The organism is Streptomyces sp. NPDC089424 (genome assembly GCF_044749345.1).
Taxonomy (GTDB): domain Bacteria; phylum Actinomycetota; class Actinomycetes; order Streptomycetales; family Streptomycetaceae; genus Streptomyces.
In genome coordinates this window covers 36,369-59,526 of record NZ_JBIVHU010000008.1, presented here as the reverse complement: position 1 = coordinate 59,526, position 23,158 = coordinate 36,369, and the positions used below count along the sequence as shown (strand labels likewise).

Sequence of the window (23,158 nt, the reverse complement as noted above, 5' to 3'; positions counted from 1 at the left end):
GTCGGAGGCGCCGGGCGGATCCGTCGATCGGCTAGGCGGCCGGGCTCGGAACGTACGGCGCCAGTTCCGCCGCGAGTTCCTCGTGCACCCGGACCTTAAGCAGCGTGCCCTCCGGGGTGTGCTCCTCGGAGACGACATCGCCCTCGTCGTGGGCGCGGGCGACCAGCTTGCCCTGGGTGTACGGCACGAGCACCTCGACCTCGACGGAGGGGCGGGGCAGCTCGTTGTCGATCAGCGCGAGCAGTTCGTCGATGCCGCGGCCGGTACGGGCCGAGACGGCGATCGAACGCTTCTCGATCCGCATCAGCCGCTGGAGGACCAGCGGGTCGGCGGCGTCGGCCTTGTTGATCACGACGATCTCGGGTACGTCGGTGGCGCCGACGTCCCGGATCACCTCGCGCACCGCGGCCAGCTGCTCCTCCGGGGTCGGGTGCGAACCGTCGACCACGTGCAGGATCAGGTCGGACTCGCCGACCTCCTCCATCGTGGAGCGGAACGCCTCGACCAGGTGGTGCGGCAGGTGCCGGACGAAGCCGACGGTGTCGGCCAGCGTGTACAGCCGGCCGCTCGGGGTCTCCGCCCGGCGGACGGTCGGGTCCAGGGTCGCGAACAGGGCGTTCTCGACCAGGACACCGGCGCCCGTGAGGCGGTTGAGCAGGGAGGACTTGCCCGCGTTGGTGTAGCCGGCGATGGCGACGGAGGGCACCTTGTGGCGCTTGCGCTCCTGGCGCTTGATGTCGCGGCCGGTCTTCATCTCCGCGATCTCCCGGCGCATCTTCGCCATCTTCTCGCGGATCCGGCGCCGGTCCGTCTCGATCTTGGTCTCACCGGGACCACGGGTGGCGAGACCGCCGCCCTTGCCGCCGCCCATCTGACGGGACAGCGACTGACCCCAGCCTCGCAGCCTCGGCAGCATGTACTGCATCTGCGCGAGGGCGACCTGCGCCTTGCCCTCTCGGGACTTGGCGTGCTGAGCGAAGATGTCCAGGATCAGCGCCGTACGGTCGATGACCTTGACCTTGACGACGTCCTCGAGGTGGATCAGCTGGCCGGGGCTGAGCTCACCGTCGCAGATGACGGTGTCCGCGCCCACGTCGACCACGATGTCGCGCAGCTCCTCGGCCTTGCCGGAGCCGATGTAGGTCGCGGCGTCGGGCTTGTCGCGGCGCTGCGTCACACCGTCGAGCACGAGTGCGCCCGCGGTCTCCGCGAGGGCGGCGAGCTCCGCGAGGGAGTTGTCGGCGTCCTGCACGGTCCCCGAGGTCCAGACGCCGACGAGGACGACCCGCTCCAGACGGAGCTGGCGGTACTCGACCTCGGTGACGTCCTCGAGCTCGGTGGAGAGGCCGGCGACGCGGCGCAGCGCCGCACGCTCGGAACGGTCGAGCTGGTCGCCGTCCCGCTCTCCGTCGATCTCGTGGCTCCAGGCGACGTCCTCTTCCATCAGGGCATCGGCCCGAAGACCTTCGGGAAAGTCGTGCGCGAGGCGCTTGGTGTCCTGGGAAGGGGAAGAAGAGGAGGTCATTGGGTCCTTACGTCGTTGGGGATACCGTGGTGCGGCGGCGGGGCGCCGCGCCGGAAGAGCCTGTCGGACCCCTGTGCGTAGCTGGTCCGTCACTGTTCTCAACGCGCGAGGCTCCGGGGAGATTCCCGTCGCCTGCGCCGCCGACCTGAAAATGGTCGCACGCAACGCCCCGTCTCGTCACCGTGTTATTCCCCGCCGTGCCCCGCCGTAGCCTTCCTCGGCGTCTTGACCTCGGGTGTGGCCGGCTTCTCCGGTGTCCGGCGGGCCGTCTCCGGCTTCCAGTCGGGGTGCCCGGGCATCGGCGGGGTCTTCTCGCCGTACAGCCAGGCCTGGAAGAAGCTGTCCAGGTCGCGTCCGGACAGCTGGGAGGCGAGGGAGACGAAGTCGGCCGTGGTCGCCGTGCCGTCCCTGTACTGGCTCACCCAGGCCCGCTCCAGGCCCTCGAAGACCCGCTGCCCGATCTCCTGGCGCAGGGCGTACAGCACCAGGGCGGCGCCGTCGTAGACGTTGGGGCGGAAGATGCCGAGGCGGCTGTCGGACTCGGGCACCTTGGGTGCGGCGGGCGGGCCGCCGGCGGCGCGCCAGCGGTCGGAGGCGCCGTAGGCGGCGCGCATCCGCGACTCCAGGGACCGGTTGGACTTCTCCTGCGCGTAGAGCGCCTCGTACCAGGTCGCGTGTCCCTCGTTGAGCCACAGGTCGGACCAGGTGCGGGGGCTGACGCTGTTGCCGAACCACTGGTGGGCCAGCTCGTGGACCATGACCGAGTCGACGTACCACTCGGGGAACGCGCGGTCGGTGAAGAGCTCCCTCTCGAAGAGGGAGAGGGTCTGCGTCTCCAGTTCGAAGCCGGTGGAGGCGTCCGCGACGAGCAGGCCGTACGTCTCCAGGGGGTACCGCCCGATCTTGCCCTCCATCCAGGAGATCTGCTCGGGCGTCTTCGCGAGCCACGGCTCGAGCGCGGCCTTGTGCCGGGTGGGAACGACGTCCCGCAGCGGGAGCCCGTGCGGCCCGGTGCGGCGGAGCACTGTGGAGCGGCCGATCGAGACCTGGGCGAGCTCGGTGGCCATGGGGTGCCGAGTGCGGTACGTCCACTGGGTCGCGGTGCCGGCGCGGCGTACGTCGGCCTGGAGTCCGTTGGCGACGGCCGTGTAGCCCTCGGGGGCGGTGATGCGGAAGGTGAAGCCGGCCTTGTCGGAGGGGTGGTCGTTGCAGGGGAACACCAGGTGGGCCGCGTCGGCCTGGTTGGCCATCGCCAGGCCGTCGGAGGTGCGGACCCAGCCGCCCTCGCGGCCGCCTGCGGGCACGGGGTCGCTGGTGTGCCGCACGGTGATGCGCATCCGCTGCCCCTGGGGCAGCGACTCCTCCGGCGTGATCACCAGGTCCTCGCCCGCCGCGGCGAAGGAGACCGGCTCACCGTCCATCTCCACGGAGGAGACCTTGCCGCGGGCGAAGTCGAGGTTGACGCGCGAGAGGGGGGCGGTGGTGCGGGCGTCGATGGTGGTGACGCCCTGGAGCGGCTTGTCGTTGCTGCCGGGATACGTGAGGGAGAGGTCGTAGGCCGCCACGTCGTAGCCCGGGTTGCCGAGGTACGGGAAGAGGCGGTCGCCGACGCCCAGCGGGATGGGCGAGGCGCTCGCGGCGACGAGACAGACGGAGGCGGCGGAGGCGGTCAGGGCGGCCTTCAGCCGGCGGTTGATCCTGGGGCGGTGGGTGCGGGCTCGGGCGCCGTCGGTGGCGGGCCGGTGAGCCCTGTCACGGGGGGTGAGCAGCATGGGCTACGGCTATCAGCGCGCGCCTGCGGCGCCACGGCGACGCGCGTCGGGCGCACCCGAACGGGGTGCGGGGTGGGGGCCAAGGCGCGCAGTGCGGACGGGGGCGGCGCAGGGGGACCGAGTGGGTCCCGCGTGCGCGCGGGACGCTGATGCCCGGTTCAGGCCCGGGTCACCAGGTCGACACCGGGTGCTGCGCCCGGCTCACGTCGTACACACCGGCCACGTTGCGCATCGCGCGCATCAGGCCGGGCAGGTGGGCGGCGTCGGTCAGTTGGAGTGTGTAGGTGTGGCGGACCCGTTGCTGCGTCGGGGGTTCCACGGTGGCCGAGACGATCTCGGCGCCCTGAAGGGCGATGGCCTCGGTCAGGTCCGCGAGGAGGTGGGGGCGACCGAACGATTCGGCGACCAGCGTCACCCGGCACTCCGCGCCGTCCCCCCAGTTCACGCCCACCTCGGCACGTCCCGTGCCCTTCATCCGCGCCACCGCGGCGCACCCGACGCGGTGGACGGTCACGACTCCGCCGCGTACGGCGAAGCCGGTGACCTCGTCGGGCGGTACGGGGGTGCAGCAGCGGGCGAGCCGGACGCTCGCGCCCGGGCGGTCGACGACCGCGGCCGCGACCGTGGCGGGCGCGGGTGACGTGGGGCGTACGGCGGTCTCGTCGGCGCGTGGCTCGCGGCTCGTCTCCGTCGTCGCCGTCCCGCCCGCGTCCGTGGGTGTGGGATGCGCGGTCAGCCACCGCTGGATGGCGATCCGGGCGGCCGGCGTGTGGGCGTGGTCCAGCCACTCCCGGGAGGGCTCGGAAGCGGGGTCCTGCCCCATGAGCAGCTGGACCGTGTCGCCGTCGCGCAGGACGGTGCTCAGCGTCGCCAGGCGGCCGTTGACGCGGGCCCCGATGCAGGCGTGCGCGTCCTCGCCGTACTGGGCGTACGCGGCGTCCACGCAGGAGGCGCCCTCCGGCAGTCCGAGGGTGCCGCCGTCGGGGCGGAAGACGGTGATCTCACGGTCCTGGGCGAGGTCCTCGCGCAGGGTGGACCAGAAGGTGTCCGGGTCGGGTGCGGCCCGCTGCCACTCGAGGAGGCGGGAGAGCCAGCCGGGGCGGGTCGGGTCGGCGCGCTCGCCGTCGGCCGGGTCCTCGGGGGAGGCGGGCGCCGCATAGGGGTTGCCGAGCGCGATGACGCCGGCCTCGGCGACCTTGTGCATCTGGTGGGTGCGGATGAGCACCTCGGCGACCTGGCCGTCCGCGCGGGCGAGGGCGGTGTGCAGCGACTGGTAGAGGTTGAACTTCGGTACGGCGATGAAGTCCTTGAACTCCGAGACCACGGGCTTCATGCAGGTGTGCAGTTCGCCGAGGACGCCGTAACAGTCCGCGTCCTCGTTCACCAGCACCAGCAGCCGGCCGAAGTCGCAGCCGCGCAGCCGGCCGCGTTTGCGGGAGACGCGGTGCAGGGAGACGAAGTGGCGGGGGCGGATGAGGACTTCGGAGGCGATGTCGGCCTCGTTCAGCACGGTGCGCATCTCGGCGGCGATCTCGGCGAGCGGGTCGTCGCCGCGGGCGGCGTTCTCGACGAGCAGGGCGCGGGTGTGCTCGTACTCCTCGGGGTGCAGGATCGCGAAGACCAGGTCCTCCAGTTCGGTCTTGAGGGCCTGGACGCCGAGGCGTTCGGCGAGCGGGATGAGGACGTCCCGGGTGACCTTGGCGATCCTGGCCTGTTTCTCGGGACGCATCACGCCGAGGGTGCGCATGTTGTGCAGCCGGTCGGCGAGTTTGATCGACATCACCCGGACGTCGCTGCCGGTGGCGACGAGCATCTTGCGGAACGTCTCGGGTTCGGCGGCGGCACCGTAGTCGACCTTCTCGAGTTTGGTGACGCCGTCGACGAGGTAGCGCACCTCCTCGCCGAACTGCTCGCGCACCTGAGCGAGGGTCACGTCGGTGTCCTCGACGGTGTCGTGGAGCAGAGATGCCGTCAAAGTGGTGGTCTCGGCACCGAGTTCGGCGAGGATCAGGGTGACGGCGAGCGGGTGCGTGATGTAGGGCTCACCGCTCTTGCGCATCTGGCCGCGGTGCGAGGACTCGGCCAGGAGGTAGGCGCGGCGCAGCGGTTCGAGGTCGGCGTCGGGATGGTGGGCGCGATGCGCCTCGACGACATGGCCGATCGCGTCGGGCAACCGGTCGCGGGCGGCGGGCCCGAGCAGAGCGGCGCGGCCGAGGCGCCGCAGGTCGAGTCGCGGGAGCGACCTTCTGCGGGGCGCCGGCGAGGGCACGGGGCCTGTCATCGGGCCCGCTACGGCACCTGGGCTCGCAGGGTTCGTGGCCTCCGCACTCATGGGCACCTCCGGCTGCGTGGACCGGCGGACGGGGTGCCCCATGGCGGACACGGCTCAGGGGTGGCGGACATCTCCCCCGTCCGGGCCGGTGCTTGATGCTATCGAGCCCACCACGCCCACCTGACCGCCTCTCGGCCAGCGTGAAACGGATCACCCATTCGAGCGATGGTTTGGATGTTTATGGCCGGGCACGGCATGAACTGGGCTGCCAGGTGTCGAACGTCCGAGCGGAGGATCGGCGGCCATTCGCCGTACGGCGACCGCTTCCTGGCGGGGTGTCAGCGGATCACGAAGGCCCGGAGAAGCGGATGCCCCGTCAGCCCGTCGCGCCCGCGAGCCACTCCATGTCGATCTCGCCCTCGGCGACGATCACCGCCGGGCCCGTCATCTCGACCGCGCCGTCCGGCTGTTCGGTGATGACGAGGCGTCCGCCGGGGACGTCGACGGTGTACGTCACCGGAGTCCCGGTGACGGCGGGGTCGGCGCCGTCGCGGCGGGCGGTCGCCACGGCGACGGCGCACGCCCCGGTGCCGCAGGAGCGGGTCTCGCCGGAGCCGCGCTCGTGCACGCGCATGGCGACGTGCCGGGGGCCGCGGTCGACGACGAATTCGACGTTCACGCCGTCCGGGTAGGCGGCGGCCGGGCTGAACGGCGGCGGGGAGAGCAGGTCGCCGGCGTCGGTGAGGTCGTCCACGAACGCCACGGCGTGCGGGTTGCCCATGTTCACGTTCCGCGCGGGCCAGCTGCGCTCGCCCACGCTCACCGTGACCTCGCCCTCGGGGAGCCGTGCGCTGCCCATGCCGACGGTCACGTCACCGTCCTTGGCGAGGTGCACGGTCTTCACGCCCCCGCGCGTGGCGACGGCGATGTCACCCTCGGTCACGTGACCGGCCCGCTGGAGGTAGCGCGCGAACACGCGCACGCCGTTGCCGCACATCTCCGCGATCGAGCCGTCGCCGTTGCGGTAGTCCATGAACCACTCCGCCTCGGCCGCCATCTCCTTGGCCTCGGGGTGCGCCGCGGACCGCACGACGTGCAGCAGGCCGTCGCCGCCGACGCCCGCGCGGCGGTCGCACAGGGCGGCCACGGCGGTGGCCGCCAGGTCGAGGGCGTTCTCGGGGTCCGGGACGATCACGAAGTCGTTCTCGGTGCCGTGCCCCTTGAGGAAGGCGATCCGCGTGCTCATTCCTCGATCGTACGGGGTGACCACGACACCCGGTCGCGCCCGGGGCACGGTCGAGCGCCCGCTCAGCGCAGCCGCGCGACCCGCCAGACCGCGAGCACCACCACCGCGGCCACCACGACCACGTACGCGAGCACCACCCGCCAGTCCGGTCGCCGTCCGGAGCCGCGCTGCGGCAGCCCCGGCCAGGTGTGGCCGACCTTGCGAGCGGCCATCATGCCCCAGCCGGCGGCGCAGGAGCAGATCAGCAGCCCCAGCATGGCGATCACGGCGCCGCTGTCGCCGAAGTCGAAGGCGAGCGGGAAGGCGAACATCAGGGAGCCCACCGCGGCCAGGCCGACGATCGGCGCGAGCTGCCACAGGCGCAGGCGGCGCTGCGGGCGCAGCTCGACCTCGACCTCGGGACCGCCCACGAACAGCTCGTCCGGCTCGGGGCCGTCGTCGCTGACACCGTCCGGCGTCTCGTCGAGCCCGTCCCCGGCGAGGCGGACGTCGCCGTCCGGAGTGAGACGGACGTCCTCGTCCGAGGCGAGAGGGCTCTCACCGCCGAGTCCGGGGGTGGCCTCGGCGCCGGAGCCGGGTGCCTCACCGTCGATGCCGAGCGGATCGTCCCCGTGGGCGCCGGCCGGCCCGTCCGGGTCGGCGCCGGGACGGACATGCCCGCCCGCGGTCAGTCCCCCCACCTCGACGCCCGGACGCCCGTGGTCGTCGCGCTCCGCTTCACCACTCCCGGTGGCGGCGTGCTCGGCGGCTTGTGCCGTGTTGCGAGGGCCGGCCTCCATCGCCACGCGCCCTCCCAACTAGGACTCCACTTGGTCGATCGAAGCTCGATGATGGCACGGCGCCGGAGGCCCGGATGACGGCCGGGGCGTCCCGATGCCATCACGTGATCAGGCTGTGACCGGTCGTTCGACCAACGCCAGGGCGCGCTGTGGAAGTTCCCCGCGATCCGCCGCGGCCCCACTGAGCCAATGCACCCGGGGGTCGCGCCTGAACCATGAATCCTGGCGGCGCGCGAAGCGTTTGGTGGCCCGTACGGTCTCGGCCCGGGCCTCCTCCACCGTGCACTCGCCGGCCAGCGCGGCGAGCACCTGCTGGTAGCCGAGTGCGCGCGACGCCGTGCGCCCCTGGCGCAAGCCCCGCGCCTCCAGTGCGCGCACTTCCTCGACGAGCCCGCACTCCCACATCCGGTCGACGCGCAGCGCGATGCGCTCGTCGAGCTCGGGCCGCGCCACGTCGACGCCGATCTGCACGGTGTCGTACACCGAGTCGTGACCCGGCAGGTTGGCCGTGAAGGGCATCCCGGTGATCTCGATCACCTCGAGCGCCCGGACGATACGGCGGCCGTTGCTCGGCAGGATCGCGCGCGCGGCGTCGGGGTCGGCGGCGGCCAGTCGGGCGTGCAGCGCTCCCGAGCCGCGCAGCGTCAGCTCCTCCTCCAGCCGGGCCCTGACCTCGGGGTCGGTGCCGGGGAACTCCAGGTTGTCGACCGCCCCGCGGATGTACAGGCCGGAGCCGCCGACGAGGATCGGCCAGCGCCCCTCGGCCAGCAGTCCCTCGATGTGCTCGCGGGCCAGCCGCTGGTACTCGGCGACGGAAGCCGTGACCGTGACGTCCCAGATGTCGAGGAGGTGGTGCGGGACCCCGCCGCGTTCCTCGGGCGTCAGCTTGGCGGTGCCGATGTCCATCCCCTGGTAGAGCTGCATGGAGTCGGCGTTGACGACCTCCCCACCGAGCTGCTGGGCGAGGTGGACGCCCAGATCGGACTTTCCGGCCGCGGTCGGTCCGACGACGGCGATGACTCGGGGGGCGGGAAGTGCGCTGCTCACCGCACCAGTCTCGCAAACCTTCGAGGCCGCTCTCGAACGAGTTACGTGACGGAGGCTTCCCGGAGTCGTTGCCCGTTGCGGGGTTCGCGCCGCCGGTTCACCGGGGCGGCGACCCGGGCGACACACGGACGCTTCCCGGCCTCCTCGGCCTCGCCCGGGCAGGGGGACCCCACGGCGACGCGGGATTTTGCCCGCGCGAGTAACGTATGGAGTTGATATGGGCGTTTTTGCGCGACTTTTCCGCAAGTCGAAGACGACGGAGGAGAAGACCACGGAGGAGACGTCGACCGCCGAGACGTCGCCCGCCGAGGCGGGGACCGACCAGCCGTCGGCCCGGCCGGCGACGGACGAGGTCACGGAGGCCAAGGCATCCGGTGGGACCGAAGCCGGGGCCGGGACGGACGCGGCGGCCAAGACGGGCGGCGAGGGCGACGCTCCGGAGTCCGTCGAGATCCCGCAGCAGCAGTCGCCCGGCCAGGCGGCCGACAGCGAGGCCGACGAGGGCGCCCGCACGTGACGGTCCCGCGAGGGAAGGTGAACCCATGGGTCTTTTGGACAATCTGAAGGCCAGGCTGGGCCCGGCCAAGGGCAAGGTCTCCGACCTCGCGCAGCAGCACGGGGGCAAGATCCAGCACGGCATCGACAAGGCCGCCAAGGCCGTCGACGACCGGACCAAGGGCAAGTACAGCGACAAGATCCACCACGGCACCGACAAGGCGAAGGGTGCCATGGACCGGCTCGCGCACAAGGACGACAGGGGTACGGGAGGCGGTACGACCACGCCGCCGAGCGGCCCGCCGCCGACCTCCTGAGGCGAGCGCGTACCAGCGAACCGGTAACCGGTAATACGGCACGACCGACGGGCGGCCGCGGAGCACCACGCTCCCGGCCGTCCGCCGTATCGGGCCCTACGACCAGGACGCCACCACGTACCCGACTCCGTACGGTGCGTCCTCGTACAGCAGCGCCCCGCCGAGCAGCGTGCCCTCGGCCGCGCCCGCGAGGACCTGCCACGGCGCACGCCCCGACACCATGAGCTGACGCGCGAGCTCCACGTCCAGCGCCGCCAGGGCCGCGAGGTCCGCCGACCCGAGCGCACGGCCCACCGCCGCGTCGAACGGCTCCGCCCGCTCGTCGAGATAGCCCGGCGCCTTCAGCGTGCGGCACGCGCTCGCGTCGCCCATCACCAGCAGCGCGACCCGCTCGTCCCCGGCGGCGATCTCCCCGCCGATGTCCCTGCACCGCTCGGGTGCGAGATCTTCCGCCACGGCGAGCCCCTCGATCGGCGCGTCCGCCCAGGCCGTTCGCTCCAGCAGCCACGCGGCGACCGCGAGCGAGGGCGGCAGCGTGGCCGGCACGGTCGTCCCGGCACCGTCGGCCGCGCCGGCCCGGCCCAGCCGCACGCCGACGTCGACACCGAAGCCGCGGAACGAGCCGTGCGTGCCCTCCGGGTACGACTCGGTCCCGCCCTCGCGGGCGGGCCCGACGACGATCAGCCTGTCGGGCCGTGCGGCGGCGAGGACGCCGAGCGCGTCCGTGCACGCGGTGCGGGCGAGGTCCATCTCGGGAGCGGCACCCGCGGCGACCGCGGGGACGAGGAGCGGCGGGCAGGGGCACACGGCGGCGGCGACAAGCATGATCGGCAGCGTAACCCCCACCGTCGTCGCCCCCGCGGACGTCATCCACGGAAGCCGCTCCGCCGCCCCCCGTGCTCAAGCGCCCGCCCCCGCGGAGGCCGACCCCGCGGATGCCGCCCGCTACGTCGGCCCGGCCTCAGTCGAGGGCGCAACCGCCGCCCGTGGCCACCGGCAGCGGCTCCGGGACGCCCACCGACGGCAGGCCCAGCAGCACGCCCGCCGGCTTGGCGGCCTCCGCCGTGTTCCGCTTCTCCCAGGCGTCGCCCGCGCGCGTGCGGCGCACGGCGAGGACGGGTCCCTCGGCGAGGAGGTGGTGCGGGGCGGCGTAGGTCACCTCGACCGTGACCACGTCGCCGGGGCGCACCTCCTCGTCCGGCTTGGTGAAGTGGACCAGGCGGTTGTCGGGGGCGCGGCCCGAGAGGCGGTGGGTGGCGCCGTCCTTGCGGCCCTCGCCCTCGGCGACCATCAGCTCCAGGGTGCGGCCGACCTGCTTCTTGTTCTCGTCCCAGGAGATCTCCTCCTGGAGGGCGACGAGACGCTCGTAGCGCGCCTGGACGACCTGCTTGGGGATCTGCCCCTCCATCTCGGCGGCCGGGGTACCGGGACGCTTCGAGTACTGGAACGTGAACGCCTGCGCGAATCGGGCCTCGCGCACCACGTGCAGGGTCTGCTCGAAGTCCTCCTCGGTCTCGCCGGGGAAGCCCACGATGATGTCCGTGGTGATCGCCGCGTGCGGGATGGCGGCGCGGACCTTCTCGATGATGCCGAGGTAGCGCTCCTGGCGGTACGAGCGGCGCATGGCCTTCAGGACCGTGTCCGAGCCGGACTGGAGCGGCATGTGCAGCTGCGGCATCGCGTTCGGCGTCTCCGCCATCGCGGCGATGACGTCGTCCGTGAAGTCACGCGGGTGCGGCGAGGTGAAGCGGACGCGCTCCAGGCCCTCGATCCCGCCGCAGGCCCGCAGCAGCTTGCCGAAGGCCTCGCGGTCACCGATGTCGGAGCCGTAGGCGTTGACGTTCTGGCCGAGCAGCGTGATCTCGGAGACGCCCTCGGCGACCAGGGCCTCGACCTCGGCGAGGATGTCGCCGGGGCGGCGGTCCTTCTCCTTGCCGCGCAGCGCCGGGACGATGCAGAAGGTGCAGGTGTTGTTGCAGCCGACCGAGATCGACACCCATGCCGCGTACGCGCTCTCGCGGCGCGTCGGCAGCGTCGAGGGGAACGCCTCCAGCGACTCGGCGATCTCGACCTGGGCCTCTTCCTGCACGCGCGCGCGTTCCAGCAGGACGGGCAGCTTGCCGATGTTGTGCGTGCCGAAGACGACGTCCACCCAGGGCGCACGCTTCACGATGGTGTCGCGGTCCTTCTGCGCGAGGCAGCCGCCGACGGCGATCTGCATGCCGGGCCGCTGGGCCTTCTTCGGCGCGAGGTGGCCGAGGTTGCCGTAGAGCCGGTTGTCGGCGTTCTCCCGTACCGCGCAGGTGTTGAAGACGACGACGTCCGCCTCGCCGTCCGCCCCTTCCGGGGCGCGGACGTAACCGGCGTCCTCCAGCAGGCCGGCCAATCGCTCGGAGTCGTGGACGTTCATCTGGCACCCGTAGGTGCGGATCTCGTAGCTCTTGGGTGCTTGAACGTCCACTGCCGGGCTCCGGTCGCTGCTGCTGGTCATGCGTCAAGGGTAGGCGGTCCCGCGAGGGGGGCGTCCCCGTCCTGGAAGGGCGCCCTCCCGGTCCAGGACGGGCCCCCGTCGCAGGGTCACACGGGCAAACGGGGACGTCACCCGCCGGACGGCGGCAGGGGTGGTGTCCGCGGTGACGACGGCGGTGTCGCCGGTGGGGAGGCGAGGACGCAGGACACGACGACCACGAAGGGCCACACCGACTGGAAGCCGGTCACCAGGCGCTCGACGGCTCCGGCGGAGCCCTGCCGGCTCGCCTCGACCAGGAACCAGGCCGCGCCGGCGCACATCACGGCGGTGGCCGCGACGCAGGGTGCGGGGCGCAGGGCCCACGGAGCGCCCCCGCCGCGCTCGGTGGCCAGCACCGGCCACACCGCGAGGAGCGTGAAGGCCAACGTGGCGACGGACCCGTGACGCAAGGAACCCCCGCTGCTCGGGGTCGGGAGCAGCGCAACCATGAGCGCCGCCACTCCCCCGGCCGCCAGCGCCAGCCGTCCGGCGAGCGCAGCCGCGCGCAGTGCCCAGGCGGTCAGCAGGTGGCAGGCGCCGAGGGCGAGCATCGCGACGGTCATCACCCAGAATCCCGCCGCCCCGTACGCCGCCAGGACGCTGATCGTCTGGGTGACGGGGTCGTACGCCGGCCCCTCCAGCCGTGCCGCGACCGTCCAGCCCGAGATCAGCAGGACGGGCGGGCATCCCGACGAGACCAAGGCCCACCTGGGAACCGTTCGCATCCGCACACGGTAGAACGCCGATCAGCGCCTTCCCGGTACACACGCGGTCGGCCCTGCCCGGATCGCGCCCCACGTGAGCTCACCGTTCCCCGCCGGCCGTGGGAACGAGCAGCCGTACCTCCGCGCCCCGCCCCGGTGCCCGCCCCAGTGTCAGCGCCGCCCCGACCAGCAACGCCCGTTCCCGCATCCCGCCCATACCGGCTCCTTCCGGCGCCTCTCCCAGACCCCGGCCGTTGTCGCGGACGTACAGCTCGACGCCTCCCGCGACCGGTCCGAACCGGAGTTCCGCACGGTCGGCACCGGAGTGCCGCGCGGTGTTGGTGAGCGCTTCCTGGGCCACCCGGTAGACCACCAGTTCGGTCTCCTGGTCCAGTGCGGGCAGCTCGCCCCGCACGTCGTGGCGCACCGTCAGCCCATGGCCGGTGAACTCACCGGCCAGCGCCCGCAGCGCACTGGCCAGCCCCAGCTCCTCCAGCACCCCGGGCCGCAGCCGGCGCGCGATACGCCGGATCTCGTCGAGTCCGGCCCGGGTCGCGTCCTGCGCCTGGCCGACCTCGTCCCTCAACTCCCGTGGCGCGCGGTCGGCGACCCGCTTGAGCTGGAGCAGAACGGCGGTGAGGGTCTGCCCGACCTCGTCGTGGAGCTCGCGCGCGATGCGATGGCGTTCCCGCTCCTGCGCGGAGAGGGCGCGTGCCGCGCTGGCGGCGCGTTCGGTCTCCAGCCGGTCCAGCATCGTGTTGTACGTCGTGATGAGCACCGCGGTCTCCACCGGCCCGGAGACCTCGGCACGGGCGCCGGGCCGCAGCAGATCCGCGGTGGCCATGGCCCGGCCCAGACGGCCCAGCGGGGCCAGACCCACGCGCAGGACGGCGGCGTTGACCGCGAGCAGCGCCGCGAGGCCGCAGACGACGACCAGCGCCTCGCCCGGCAGCACCGGGGTCGACACCGTGACCGGGCCGAGCAGCAGGGCGGTGGCCACGAGCAGGCCGAGGGCGTTCAGGGAGAAGATCCGCCAGAACAACGACACGCCTGTACCGACTCCTCTCCCTGCCCTGGCCGACAGCACCGCCCTGACCAGCCTCTCCGCTCCCCGCCGCCGCTGTCCATCCGTGCTGACACCCATGTCGCCACGGTACGGGCGGATGGCAGCATGGCGGGGCCGACGGCCTCCGCGCGACCGTCGGCAGGCAGGCAGCGCTTCCGGCGCCACCGGGATCAGCACCGCTTTCCGCACGGCACCGTGCACTGCCCTGCACTGCACCGCACCGCACCACACGGCATGCGCACGACACGGCATGCGTACGACACCGCACGGCATCCACGCATCCGTACGACACCACACGGCATCCGCACGACGATCAGCAAGGGGAACCATCGTGTCCGCTCCACGCCTCAGGGCGACGCCGCTGCCGGGCATCGGGGTCCAGTACGACCTCGTCACCCGGGAACACCGCCACCTGTCCGTGGTTGCCCACCGCGACGGCACCCGGACGGTCAACGTCTACCGGACCGACGACCCCGACTCCTGCGCCCAGTCGCTGCACCTGACCACCGCCGAGGCCGGCGCGCTGATCGACGCGCTGCAGCCCTCGCACCACAGCAACAACCTGCTCTCCACCACCGACCTCGGCCTGGTCGCCGAGCGGATCGAGGTGGGCGCGACCTCGCGCTGGAACGGCCGCGTGCTCGGCGACACCCGGCTGCGGACCGAGACCGGCGCGTCCGTCGTGGCCGTGCTGCGGCGGGCCGAGGCCATTCCGTCCCCGACCCCCGACTTCCGGCTCGCGGGCGGCGACACACTGATCGTCATCGGCACCCGCGAGGGCGTCGACGCCGCCGCGGCGATACTCGGGCGGGAGTGAGCCGGTGCACTCCGCTGTTCTGCTGATCGAGTTCGGTTCGATCCTCCTCGGCCTCGGCCTGCTCGGCCGGATGGCCGGCCGGCTGGGCTTCTCCCCCATTCCCCTCTATCTGCTCGCCGGACTGGCCTTCGGCGAGGGCGGTCTGCTGCCCCTCGGCGCGAGCGAGGAGTTCGTCGCCATCGGCGCCGAGATCGGCGTCATCCTGCTGCTGCTCATGCTCGGACTGGAGTACACGGCCAGCGACCTCGTCACCAACCTCAAGGCCCACTACCCGGCGGGCCTGGTCGACTGCGCGCTCAACGCGCTGCCGGGCGCGGCCGTCGCGCTGCTCCTCGGCTGGGGCCCGGTGGCCGCCGTGGTCCTGGCCGGCGTCACCTGGATCTCGTCCTCCGGTGTCATCGCGAAGGTACTCGGCGAACTGGGCCGGATCGGCAACCGCGAGACACCCGTGATCCTCAGCGTGCTGGTCCTGGAGGACCTCGCGATGGCCGTGTACCTGCCCATCATCACCGCGCTGCTCGCGGGGGTCAGCCTGGCGGCGGGCAGCGTGACGCTGGCGATCGCCCTGGGCGTGGCGGGCCTCGTCCTCTTCGCGGCGGTCCGCTACGGCCGGGTCATCTCGCGGTTCGTCTCCAGCGACGACCCGGAGAAGCTGCTGCTGGTCGTCCTCGGGCTGACCATCCTGGTCGCGGGCATCGCCCAGCAGCTCCAGGTGTCGGCGGCGGTGGGCGCGTTCCTGGTCGGCATCGCGCTGTCGGGGGAGGTCGCGGAGGGCGCGCACACGCTGCTGAGCCCCTTGCGTGACCTGTTCGCCGCGGTGTTCTTCGTCTTCTTCGGTCTGCACACCGACCCGGCGAGCATCCCGCCGGTCCTGCTGCCCGCCCTCGGCCTGGCCTTCGTCACCGCCCTCACCAAGATCGCCACCGGCTACTGGGCGGCGCGGCGCGCCGGGATCTCCCTCAAGGGCCGCTGGCGTACGGGCGGGGCGCTGGTGGCTCGCGGCGAGTTCTCGATCGTGATCGCGGGCCTGGCGGTGACGGCGGGCATCGAACCGTCCCTGGGCCCCTTGGCCACCGCGTACGTCCTGATCCTCGTCATCATCGGCCCTCTCACGGCCCGTTACACCGAGCCGATCGCGATGCGCTGGATGCGCCACCGCTCCAAGAAGTCGTCCGGACCGGTCCGACGCGAGGAGGACGCCCGGGCGGAGGCACCGGTGACGGAGGCGCCGGTAGGCGACTGAGACGCCCCCGCACACACGAGGCAGGTCGGGCGGGGTCGCCCACTACCGGGACAACCGCTTCACACCCCGTCCGGCCGCCACCCCTGCCGGCGCAGCACCGCCGCCACGTCCGGAGCCTCGTAGTGCTCCCCCTTCAGCACCTTGCCGTCCGCCCGCCGCATCACCTGGCCGTCGGGGCCCAGCTTGGTCATGTTGGAGCGGTGGATCTCGGCGATCACCGCGTCGAGGTCGATGCCGTGCACCAGGGCCGTGCCGTACGCCACATAGACGACGTCGGCCAGTTCGTGCGCCAGCTTGTCGAGGGGGCCCGTCACCGACACCTCGGCGACCTCCGCGGCCTCCTCGGCCAGCAACTCGCCCCGGTGGCCCGCAAGCCTCGGCGACACCTCGCTCGGAACGCTGCGGGCGTCCAGACCGAAGGCGAGGTGGAACGCACGGACCAGGTCGGCGGGCGAGGAACTCATACCGGGAACCCTAGCCGCCCCCACTGACAGCCCCCTGTGATTCCCGCCCTGGTCAGCAGCCGTACGGACTGGCAGGATCGCGCGCATGTCCAGAGCGCTCCCCCGTATCGGCACCCGCCGTGCCCTGCAGAGCACGGCAGCCGGTGCCGTCGCCCTCGGCCTGCTGCTGTGGTGGCTGCTGCCGCTGGGCGAGGAGCCGCCGAAGGGCTCGATCACGTTCAGCACCGGCACCCCGCGCGGTGTCTACCAGGAGTACGGCACCCTGCTGCGCACCGAGTTGTCCCGGGACATGCCGAACCTCAAGGTGCGGCTGCTGACCAGTGACGGCTCCCAGGAGAACGTCGCGCGCGTGGCGACCGGCGAGGCCGACTTCACCATCGCGGCGGCCGACGCGGTGGAGACGTACGAGCTGAACAAGGGGCCGGGCGCGGACCGGCTGCGCGGCGTCGCACGGCTGTACGACGACTACGTGCACCTGGTCGTCCCGCGCGACTCGGACGTCCAGTCGGTCGAGGACCTGCGCGGCAGGCGGGTCGCCATAGGGCTGCCCCACTCGGGCGTGCGGCTGATCGCGACCCGGGTCCTGAAGGCGGCGGGCATCGACGCGCGGGAGGACATCACGCCGCTGTCCGACGGGATAGACACCGGCCCGGCCCGGCTCAGGCGGGGCGAGATCGAGGCGTTCTTCTGGTCCGGCGGGCTGCCCACGGACGGGCTGCTCCAGCTGGCCAAGAAGTTCAAGTTCCGCTTCGTGCCGATCGACGCGGACTTCGTCTCCGCACTGCACCGGCAGGGCCCGGCGACCCACCACTACCGCGCGACCAACCTGCCCGAGTCGGCCTACGGGGCCCGCGGTGGCGGCACCGTGCCGACGATGGCGGTGTCGAACGTGCTGATCACCCGCAAGGACATGGATCCCGAGCTCACCGAGTGGGTGACCCGCACGGTGATCAAGAGCCGTGACGAGATCGGGGCGCACGTCCACTCCGCCCAGCTGGTCGATCTGCGCACCGCCATCTACACCGACCCGCTTCCCCTGCACGACGGCGCCCGGCGCTACTACCGGTCCGTCAAGCCGTAGGGCTGTTGCGGGGCACGGTCAGCGTCACCTTCAGCCCGTGCGGCGCGTGGTGCTCGTAGGCGATCGAGCCGTCGGCCGCCGCGAGCAGCGCGCGCGTGATGGACAGCCCGAGCCCCGAACCCTTCACGTTCTGGTGCCGTCCGCTGCGCCAGAAGCGGTCACCGACCCGGGTCAGCTCCTCGTCGGTCAGGCCGGGACCCCGGTCGGCGACCACCACGGTGGAGGTGGCGCCGTTGGAGGCGACGGTGACCTGCACGCACTCGCCCTCGGGCGTGAACTTCACCGCGTTGTCGATCACCGCGTCCAGCGCGCTGGACAGGGTCACCGGGTCGGCCCAGGCCGTCGTCGCCGGGCAGTCCGCCACCAGCCGTACGCCCTTGGCCTCGGCGGTCGGTGACCATGCGGCGACCCGCTCGGCGGTCAGCGCGCCCACGTCGGTGAGCCGGAGGTCGGCCCCGGCGTGTTCGGCGAGCGCCAGGTCGAGCAGGTCGTCCAGCACCCGGGCCAGGCGCTTGCCCTCGGCCTGGACCGAGGCGATCTCCTCGTTGCCCTCGGGCAGTTCCAGGGCGAGCAGCTCGATGCGCAACAGCAGCGCGGCGAGCGGGTTGCGCAACTGGTGCGAGGCGTCGGCGACGAAGGCGCGCTGCTGCTCCAGCACGTCCTCGACGTTGTCCACCATCTCGTTGAACGACCGGGCCAGGCGTCGCAGTTCCGGGGGTCCGCTGGCCACCGCGACCCGGGACTTGAGCCGTCCGGTCGCGATCTCGTGCGTGGTGGCGTCCAGGACGCGAACGGGTCGCAGCACCCAGCCGGTCAGGCGCAGCGCGGCGCCGACGGCGAGCAGCATGGCGGCCGTCTCCCCCGCGGCGATGACCAGCCAGCCGTACATGATCTTCGAACGCATCTGGTCCGTGGGCGAGTCGGTGACCACGGCCGCGACGACGTCGCCGTCCCGGATGACCGGTGAGGCCACGACGAGGCGCCCGTCCTGCCAGGGCCACACCTGTTTCGGGTCGTCGCTGCGGCGGCTCAGCAGAGCCTCGTCGACGGCTGCGCGCACCTCGCCCTCCCGGGGGAGGAACCACTCCGCCGGCGCATGAGCCATCGGGGTGTCGTCGGCGTAGAAGACGCCGACGCGGATGCCGTAGACCTCGTAGTAGCTGTCGAGTTCGCGGCTGAGCGTCTCCAGGCGCTCGTCCGGCTCGGTGCGGCGGGATCCGGTGGGCGAGGCGGTGACGAACTGGGCGAGGGCCGCGAAGAACGCCGTGTCGTCGATGCGGTCGACGACCACCTTCTGCTGCTGGGCGGCGGCCACGCTGACGGCCAGCGGGACGCCGAGCGCCAGCAGTACGGCCGCCATCAGGACGATGAGCAGCGGCAGCAGACGTGTGTGCACCCTGCCCCGCTAGGTGGCCGGGGCGACGAGCCGGTAGCCGACGCCGCGCACGGTCTCGATCAGGGCGGGCATGCGCAGCTTGGCGCGCAGGGACGCGACATGCACCTCCAGGGTGCGTCCGGTCCCCTCCCAGCTGGTGCGCCACACCTCACTGATGATCTGCTCCCGCCGGAACACCACCCCGGGGCGCTGCGCGAGCAGGGCGAGCAGATCGAACTCCTTGCGGGTCAGCTGGACGGCCGATCCGTCCACCGTGACCTGCCGGGTGTGCAGTTCGATACGTACTGCGCCCAGGAGCAGCGCGCTCTCCCCGCCGGACGCGGGGTCCTCGTGGACGGTGCGCCGGCTGACGGCGTGGATCCGGGCGAGCAGTTCCCCCGTGTCGTACGGCTTCACGACGTAGTCGTCGGCGCCGAGGTTGAGGCCGTGTATGCGGGAGCGGACGTCGGAACGCGCGGTGACCATGATCACCGGGATGCTGGTGCGCTTGCGTATCTTGCTGCACACCTCGTAGCCGTCCTGGTCCGGCAGGCCGAGGTCGAGCAGGACGACGCCGAAGCCCGCGCCTTCCGGGACCAGCGCCTGCAGGGCCTCCTCGCCGCTGCGCGCGTGCGTGACGTCGAACCCGTGCCGCGCGAGAACCGCGGACAGGGCGGCGGCGACGTGGTTGTCGTCCTCGACGAGGAGCAGTCTCATCCCGGCCTCCTTCGGTTCATCGGCGGTACGGACTCGGCGGGTACACAGGTCGCTGGGCACAAAAAGGTGTGCACGCGCGCGCGTGCACCAAGGCAGTCACGCTGATGGAAGAGGACGGCGTCAAGAGGGTTCCGGTTGCGCGGGCCTTCCGTTATCCGGCCGATACGCGCTCGGGCCTCCGTACTACCACCCGTGTCCAGCTGCTACCGGATCGTGATACTCAAATTCGCCTCAGATGTAATGACGCAGGTCGCAAAGGGTAGCTACTGTCCTCCGAAACCGAGGAGGACGGAGCCCGAGAGCGATGACCGAAGTATCGGTGGCCAAGGAAGATGTGGCCGCGACCGGCGAACTGGTCGTCCTGAAGAGCGTCAACAAGCACTTCGGCGCGTTGCACGTACTCCAGGACATCGATCTGACGATCGCACGCGGCGAGGTCGTCGTGGTCATCGGACCCTCCGGGTCCGGAAAGTCCACCTTGTGCCGCACCATCAACCGGCTGGAGACGATCGACTCCGGCTCGATCGCCATCGACGGCAAGCCGCTGCCCGCGGAGGGCAAGGCGCTGGCGCGGCTGCGCGCCGATGTCGGCATGGTTTTCCAGTCGTTCAACCTCTTCGCGCACAAGACCGTGCTCGAGAACGTGATGCTGGGCCAGATCAAGGTCCGCAGGACCGACAAGCAGCAGGCCGAGGCCAAGGCCCGGGCCCTGCTCGACCGCGTCGGCGTGGCCTCGCAGGCGGACAAGTACCCCGCACAGCTCTCCGGTGGCCAGCAGCAGCGCGTCGCGATCGCGCGGGCGCTGGCCATGGACCCGAAGGTGATGCTCTTCGACGAGCCGACCTCGGCCCTCGACCCGGAGATGATCAACGAGGTGCTGGAGGTCATGCAGCAGCTCGCCCGCGACGGCATGACCATGATCGTCGTGACGCACGAGATGGGCTTCGCCCGATCCGCGGCGAACCGCGTGGTGTTCATGGCGGACGGCCGCATCGTCGAAGAGGCGGTGCCGGACCAGTTCTTCAGCAACCCGCGCAGTGACCGCGCCAAGGACTTCCTGTCGAAGATCCTCCACCACTGACCGTCACTCGTCGCGCCTTTTCGCACTTTCGCGACGAGCCGCGATTCCAGCACCGGACGGCCCTCCACTTCACCACGCAAAGGATGTTCACATGAAGCTCCGCAAGGCCACCGCCGCGGCGACCACCGCACTTGTCCTGTCCCTGACCGCCACCGCGTGCGGCGGCGGCGACGGCGACTCGGACTCGGGCTCGGGTGGCGGCGACAAGATCAAGATCGGCATCAAGTACGACCAGCCGGGTCTCGGCCTGAAGGAGCCGGGCGGCTCGTTCTCCGGCTTCGACGTGGACGTGGCCACCTACGTGGCCAAGGAGCTGGGCTACGAGGCCGACCAGATCGAGTGGGTCGAGACCAAGAGCGCCGACCGTGAGAACGCCCTTGCCCGCGGCGACGTGAAGTTCATCACCGCCACCTACTCGATCACGGACGAGCGCAAGGAGAAGGTCGACTTCGCCGGCCCGTACCTGCTGGCCCATCAGGACCTGCTGGTCAAGGCGGACTCCGACATCAAGGAGGGCACCGACCTCAACGGCAAGAAGCTGTGCTCGGTGACCGGCTCCACCTCCGCGCAGAACGTCAAGGACGAGATCGCCCCCGACGCCCAGCTGAAGCAGAACGGCACCTACTCGGAGTGCATCGCCGGCCTGCAGAGCGGCGCCGTCGACGCGGTCACCACCGACGACTCGATCCTTGCGGGCTTCGCCGCGCAGGACCAGTACAAGGGCAAGTTCAAGCTCGCGGGCCTGAAGCTGAGCAACGAGAACTACGGGATCGGCATCAAGAAGGGCGACTCCGAGACCCTGAACAAGATCAACGAAGCGCTCGAGAAGATGGTCAGCGAGAAGGCCTGGGACAAGGCCGTCGCGGACAACTTCGGCCCGGCCAACTACCAGAACGAGCCCGCGCCGAAGATCGGCACCATCGTTTCGTAACGCGGGATTCCGCATCTAGCGGAGTGCTACGCGGGCGCGTCGCCGCCGGCCGCCGTCCCGGCGGCGGTGGCGTGCCCTGCCCGCAACGTTCGTCACACACCACCCGGAAGCGCGGGAGATCGTGTTCGACTTTCTTTCTGACTATGACGACCCGAGCCTGTTGGGCGCCTTCTGGGTGACGGTGCAGCTCACCGTGTTCTCCGGCATCGGCTCGCTGGTCTGGGGCACCTTGCTGACCGCGATGCGGGTCAGCCCGGTCCCGCTGATGCGCGGTTTCGCCACCGCCTATGTGAACATCGTCCGGAACATCCCCCTCACGGTCATCATCATCTTCACCTCGCTCGGCCTCGCCGACATCTTCGGGGTGACGATGGGGGCGCCGGACAACTTCGACCTCCAGGGCTTCCGGCTGGCGATCCTCGGCCTGGTCGCCTACACCGCCGCCTTCGTCTGTGAGGCGCTGCGGTCCGGCATCAACACCGTGCCCGTCGGGCAGGCCGAAGCGGCCCGCGCACTCGGGCTGAGCTTCAGCCAGGTGCTGCGGCTGATCGTGCTGCCCCAGGCGTTCCGCGCGGTCATCGGCCCGCTGGCCAACGTCCTCATCGCGCTGACCAAGAACACGACCGTGGCGGCGGCGATCGGCGTCGGGGAAGCCGCGCTGCTGATGAAGGAAATGATCGAGAACGAGGCCCAAACCCTGCTCATCGGCGCGGTCTTCGCCTTCGGTTTCGTGGTACTGACCCTGCCCACCGGCCTGTTCCTCGGCTGGCTGAGCAAGCGACTGGCGGTGAAGCGGTGACCTCGGTTCTGTACGACGCCCCCGGCCCCAAGGCCAAGCGGCGCAACCTCATCTTCACGGTGGTCTTCATCGTCCTGCTCGCGCTGCTCGCGTGGTGGGTCTGGCAGGTCCTGGACGAGAAGGGCCAGTTGGAATGGGCCCTGTGGAAGCCCTTCACCGAGGGCGAGGCCTGGACGACGTATCTGCTGCCGGGGCTCGGCAGCACCCTGAAGGCCGCGGCGCTGGCCATGGTGATCGCATTGCCGCTGGGCGCCATATTCGGCATAGCACGCATGTCCGACCACCGGTGGGTGCGCGTTCCGGCCGGCGCGGTCGTGGAGTTCTTCCGGGCCATCCCGGTGCTGCTGCTGATGCTGTTCGCCAACGAGTTCTACGCCCGTTCCACGGACGTCAGCAGCGATGACCGGCCCCTGTACGCGGTCGTCACCGGCCTGGTGCTCTACAACGCCTCGGTCCTCGCCGAGGTCGTCCGGGCCGGCATCCTCGCCCTGCCCAAGGGGCAGACGGAGGCGGCCCAGGCCATCGGGCTGCGCAAGAGCCAGACGATGAGGACCATCCTGCTGCCGCAGGCCGTCACGGTGATGCTCCCGGCCATCGTCAGCCAGCTGGTCGTCATCGTGAAGGACACCGCGCTCGGCGGCGTGCTGCTGAACTTCAGCGAACTGGTCAGCGCGCGCGGCACGCTCGCGGCCAACTACGCGAACGTCATCCCGAGCTTCATCGTCGTGGCGATCCTCTTCATCGTCCTGAACTTCGCCCTGACCAGCTTCGCGGCGTGGCTCGAGGCCAGGCTCAGGCGCAGCAAGAAGAGCACCGGCACGGTGCTCGGAGCCGAACAGGTGGAAGAGCTCAACGCGGGCGAGGTCGGCGGTGCCTCCCGCGTCGACACCGGAGGCACCACCTGAGGGCTGGTTCCGG

At 71.6% G+C, this 23,158-nt stretch carries 22 protein-coding genes; 9 read left to right on the top strand and 13 right to left on the bottom strand.

What is annotated here, in order from left to right:
* Window positions 1-31: 31 nt before the first annotated feature.
* From hflX to miaA, 6 genes are all read right to left on the bottom strand, one after another.
* On the bottom strand, window positions 32-1,525 hold the full coding sequence (gene hflX / locus ACIP2X_RS29440; protein ID WP_401678440.1) for a GTPase HflX: 1,494 nt from the start codon (window positions 1,523-1,525) through the stop codon (window positions 32-34).
* Between the two features lie 185 nt (window positions 1,526-1,710).
* On the bottom strand, window positions 1,711-3,297 hold the full coding sequence (locus tag ACIP2X_RS29435; protein WP_401678438.1) for a M1 family metallopeptidase: 1,587 nt from the start codon (window positions 3,295-3,297) through the stop codon (window positions 1,711-1,713).
* Window positions 3,298-3,466: 169 nt separating this feature from the next.
* Complete coding sequence (locus ACIP2X_RS29430) at window positions 3,467-5,629, bottom strand: RelA/SpoT family protein (protein WP_401678435.1); 2,163 nt, start codon at window positions 5,627-5,629, stop codon at window positions 3,467-3,469.
* A gap of 316 nt (window positions 5,630-5,945) precedes the next feature.
* Window positions 5,946-6,815 (bottom strand): diaminopimelate epimerase, encoded by an 870-nt coding sequence (gene dapF, locus ACIP2X_RS29425; RefSeq protein WP_401678432.1) that lies wholly within the window; start codon window positions 6,813-6,815, stop codon window positions 5,946-5,948.
* A gap of 62 nt (window positions 6,816-6,877) precedes the next feature.
* Window positions 6,878-7,594, bottom strand: coding sequence for a hypothetical protein (locus ACIP2X_RS29420; RefSeq protein WP_401679225.1), 717 nt, complete (start codon window positions 7,592-7,594; stop codon window positions 6,878-6,880).
* Window positions 7,595-7,702: 108 nt separating this feature from the next.
* Window positions 7,703-8,641, bottom strand: coding sequence for a tRNA (adenosine(37)-N6)-dimethylallyltransferase MiaA (gene miaA / locus ACIP2X_RS29415; RefSeq protein WP_401678429.1), 939 nt, complete (start codon window positions 8,639-8,641; stop codon window positions 7,703-7,705).
* Window positions 8,642-8,858: 217 nt separating this feature from the next.
* Here miaA and ACIP2X_RS29410 point away from each other — a divergent pair, with 217 nt between their 5' ends.
* Both ACIP2X_RS29410 and ACIP2X_RS29405 read left to right on the top strand, forming a co-directional pair.
* Window positions 8,859-9,158 carry a hypothetical protein gene (locus ACIP2X_RS29410; protein ID WP_401678426.1) on the top strand — a complete coding sequence of 100 codons (300 nt, stop codon included), beginning with the start codon at window positions 8,859-8,861 and terminating at the stop codon, window positions 9,156-9,158.
* A gap of 25 nt (window positions 9,159-9,183) precedes the next feature.
* A complete protein-coding gene (locus ACIP2X_RS29405; RefSeq protein WP_401678423.1) occupies window positions 9,184-9,453 on the top strand; it encodes an antitoxin in 270 nt (89 codons plus the stop codon).
* Between the two features lie 96 nt (window positions 9,454-9,549).
* Here the strand turns inward: ACIP2X_RS29405 and ACIP2X_RS29400 are convergent, their stop codons facing one another.
* The 4 genes from ACIP2X_RS29400 to ACIP2X_RS29385 form a co-directional block, all read right to left on the bottom strand.
* Entirely contained in the window at window positions 9,550-10,278 is a 729-nt protein-coding gene (locus ACIP2X_RS29400) for a class III extradiol dioxygenase subunit B-like domain-containing protein (RefSeq protein WP_401678420.1), read from the bottom strand.
* Between the two features lie 136 nt (window positions 10,279-10,414).
* Entirely contained in the window at window positions 10,415-11,944 is a 1,530-nt protein-coding gene (miaB, locus tag ACIP2X_RS29395; protein ID WP_401678417.1) for a tRNA (N6-isopentenyl adenosine(37)-C2)-methylthiotransferase MiaB, read from the bottom strand.
* A 107-nt stretch (window positions 11,945-12,051) separates the two neighbouring features.
* Window positions 12,052-12,687, bottom strand: coding sequence for a DUF998 domain-containing protein (locus ACIP2X_RS29390; protein ID WP_401678415.1), 636 nt, complete (start codon window positions 12,685-12,687; stop codon window positions 12,052-12,054).
* A 79-nt stretch (window positions 12,688-12,766) separates the two neighbouring features.
* Window positions 12,767-13,714: a sensor histidine kinase gene (locus ACIP2X_RS29385; protein ID WP_401678412.1), complete on the bottom strand. Its 948-nt coding sequence runs from the start codon at window positions 13,712-13,714 to the stop codon at window positions 12,767-12,769.
* A gap of 349 nt (window positions 13,715-14,063) precedes the next feature.
* Between ACIP2X_RS29385 and ACIP2X_RS29380 the strand changes: the two genes are divergently transcribed.
* Window positions 14,064-14,549: a cation:proton antiporter regulatory subunit gene (locus ACIP2X_RS29380; RefSeq protein ID WP_401678409.1), complete on the top strand. Its 486-nt coding sequence runs from the start codon at window positions 14,064-14,066 to the stop codon at window positions 14,547-14,549.
* Window positions 14,550-14,553: 4 nt separating this feature from the next.
* On the top strand, window positions 14,554-15,792 hold the full coding sequence (locus ACIP2X_RS29375; protein WP_401678406.1) for a cation:proton antiporter: 1,239 nt from the start codon (window positions 14,554-14,556) through the stop codon (window positions 15,790-15,792).
* A 59-nt stretch (window positions 15,793-15,851) separates the two neighbouring features.
* Here the strand turns inward: ACIP2X_RS29375 and ACIP2X_RS29370 are convergent, their stop codons facing one another.
* Window positions 15,852-16,256, bottom strand: coding sequence for a MazG nucleotide pyrophosphohydrolase domain-containing protein (locus ACIP2X_RS29370; RefSeq protein WP_401678404.1), 405 nt, complete (start codon window positions 16,254-16,256; stop codon window positions 15,852-15,854).
* Between the two features lie 85 nt (window positions 16,257-16,341).
* Between ACIP2X_RS29370 and ACIP2X_RS29365 the strand changes: the two genes are divergently transcribed.
* The gene (locus tag ACIP2X_RS29365) at window positions 16,342-17,337 is read left to right on the top strand and encodes a TAXI family TRAP transporter solute-binding subunit (RefSeq protein WP_401678401.1); all 996 of its coding nucleotides are present in this window, start codon (window positions 16,342-16,344) and stop codon (window positions 17,335-17,337) included.
* Here ACIP2X_RS29365 and ACIP2X_RS29360 read toward each other — a convergent pair.
* Both ACIP2X_RS29360 and ACIP2X_RS29355 read right to left on the bottom strand, forming a co-directional pair.
* The gene (locus ACIP2X_RS29360; RefSeq protein ID WP_401678398.1) at window positions 17,327-18,733 is read right to left on the bottom strand and encodes an ATP-binding protein; all 1,407 of its coding nucleotides are present in this window, start codon (window positions 18,731-18,733) and stop codon (window positions 17,327-17,329) included. The genes ACIP2X_RS29365 and ACIP2X_RS29360 overlap by 11 nt on opposite strands.
* 9 nt (window positions 18,734-18,742) lie before the next feature.
* Window positions 18,743-19,429 (bottom strand): response regulator transcription factor, encoded by a 687-nt coding sequence (locus ACIP2X_RS29355; RefSeq protein ID WP_401678395.1) that lies wholly within the window; start codon window positions 19,427-19,429, stop codon window positions 18,743-18,745.
* 304 nt (window positions 19,430-19,733) lie between these two features.
* Between ACIP2X_RS29355 and ACIP2X_RS29350 the strand changes: the two genes are divergently transcribed.
* The 4 genes from ACIP2X_RS29350 (at window position 19,734) to ACIP2X_RS29335 (ending at window position 23,145) form a co-directional block, all read left to right on the top strand.
* The gene (locus ACIP2X_RS29350) at window positions 19,734-20,510 is read left to right on the top strand and encodes an amino acid ABC transporter ATP-binding protein (protein WP_401678392.1); all 777 of its coding nucleotides are present in this window, start codon (window positions 19,734-19,736) and stop codon (window positions 20,508-20,510) included.
* A gap of 91 nt (window positions 20,511-20,601) precedes the next feature.
* Window positions 20,602-21,441 (top strand): glutamate ABC transporter substrate-binding protein, encoded by an 840-nt coding sequence (locus ACIP2X_RS29345; protein WP_401678389.1) that lies wholly within the window; start codon window positions 20,602-20,604, stop codon window positions 21,439-21,441.
* Window positions 21,442-21,562: 121 nt separating this feature from the next.
* Window positions 21,563-22,240, top strand: coding sequence for an amino acid ABC transporter permease (locus ACIP2X_RS29340; protein ID WP_401678387.1), 678 nt, complete (start codon window positions 21,563-21,565; stop codon window positions 22,238-22,240).
* Window positions 22,237-23,145: an amino acid ABC transporter permease gene (locus ACIP2X_RS29335; protein WP_401678384.1), complete on the top strand. Its 909-nt coding sequence runs from the start codon at window positions 22,237-22,239 to the stop codon at window positions 23,143-23,145. The genes ACIP2X_RS29340 and ACIP2X_RS29335 overlap by 4 nt, the downstream gene beginning before the upstream one ends.
* Window positions 23,146-23,158 lie beyond the last annotated feature (13 nt).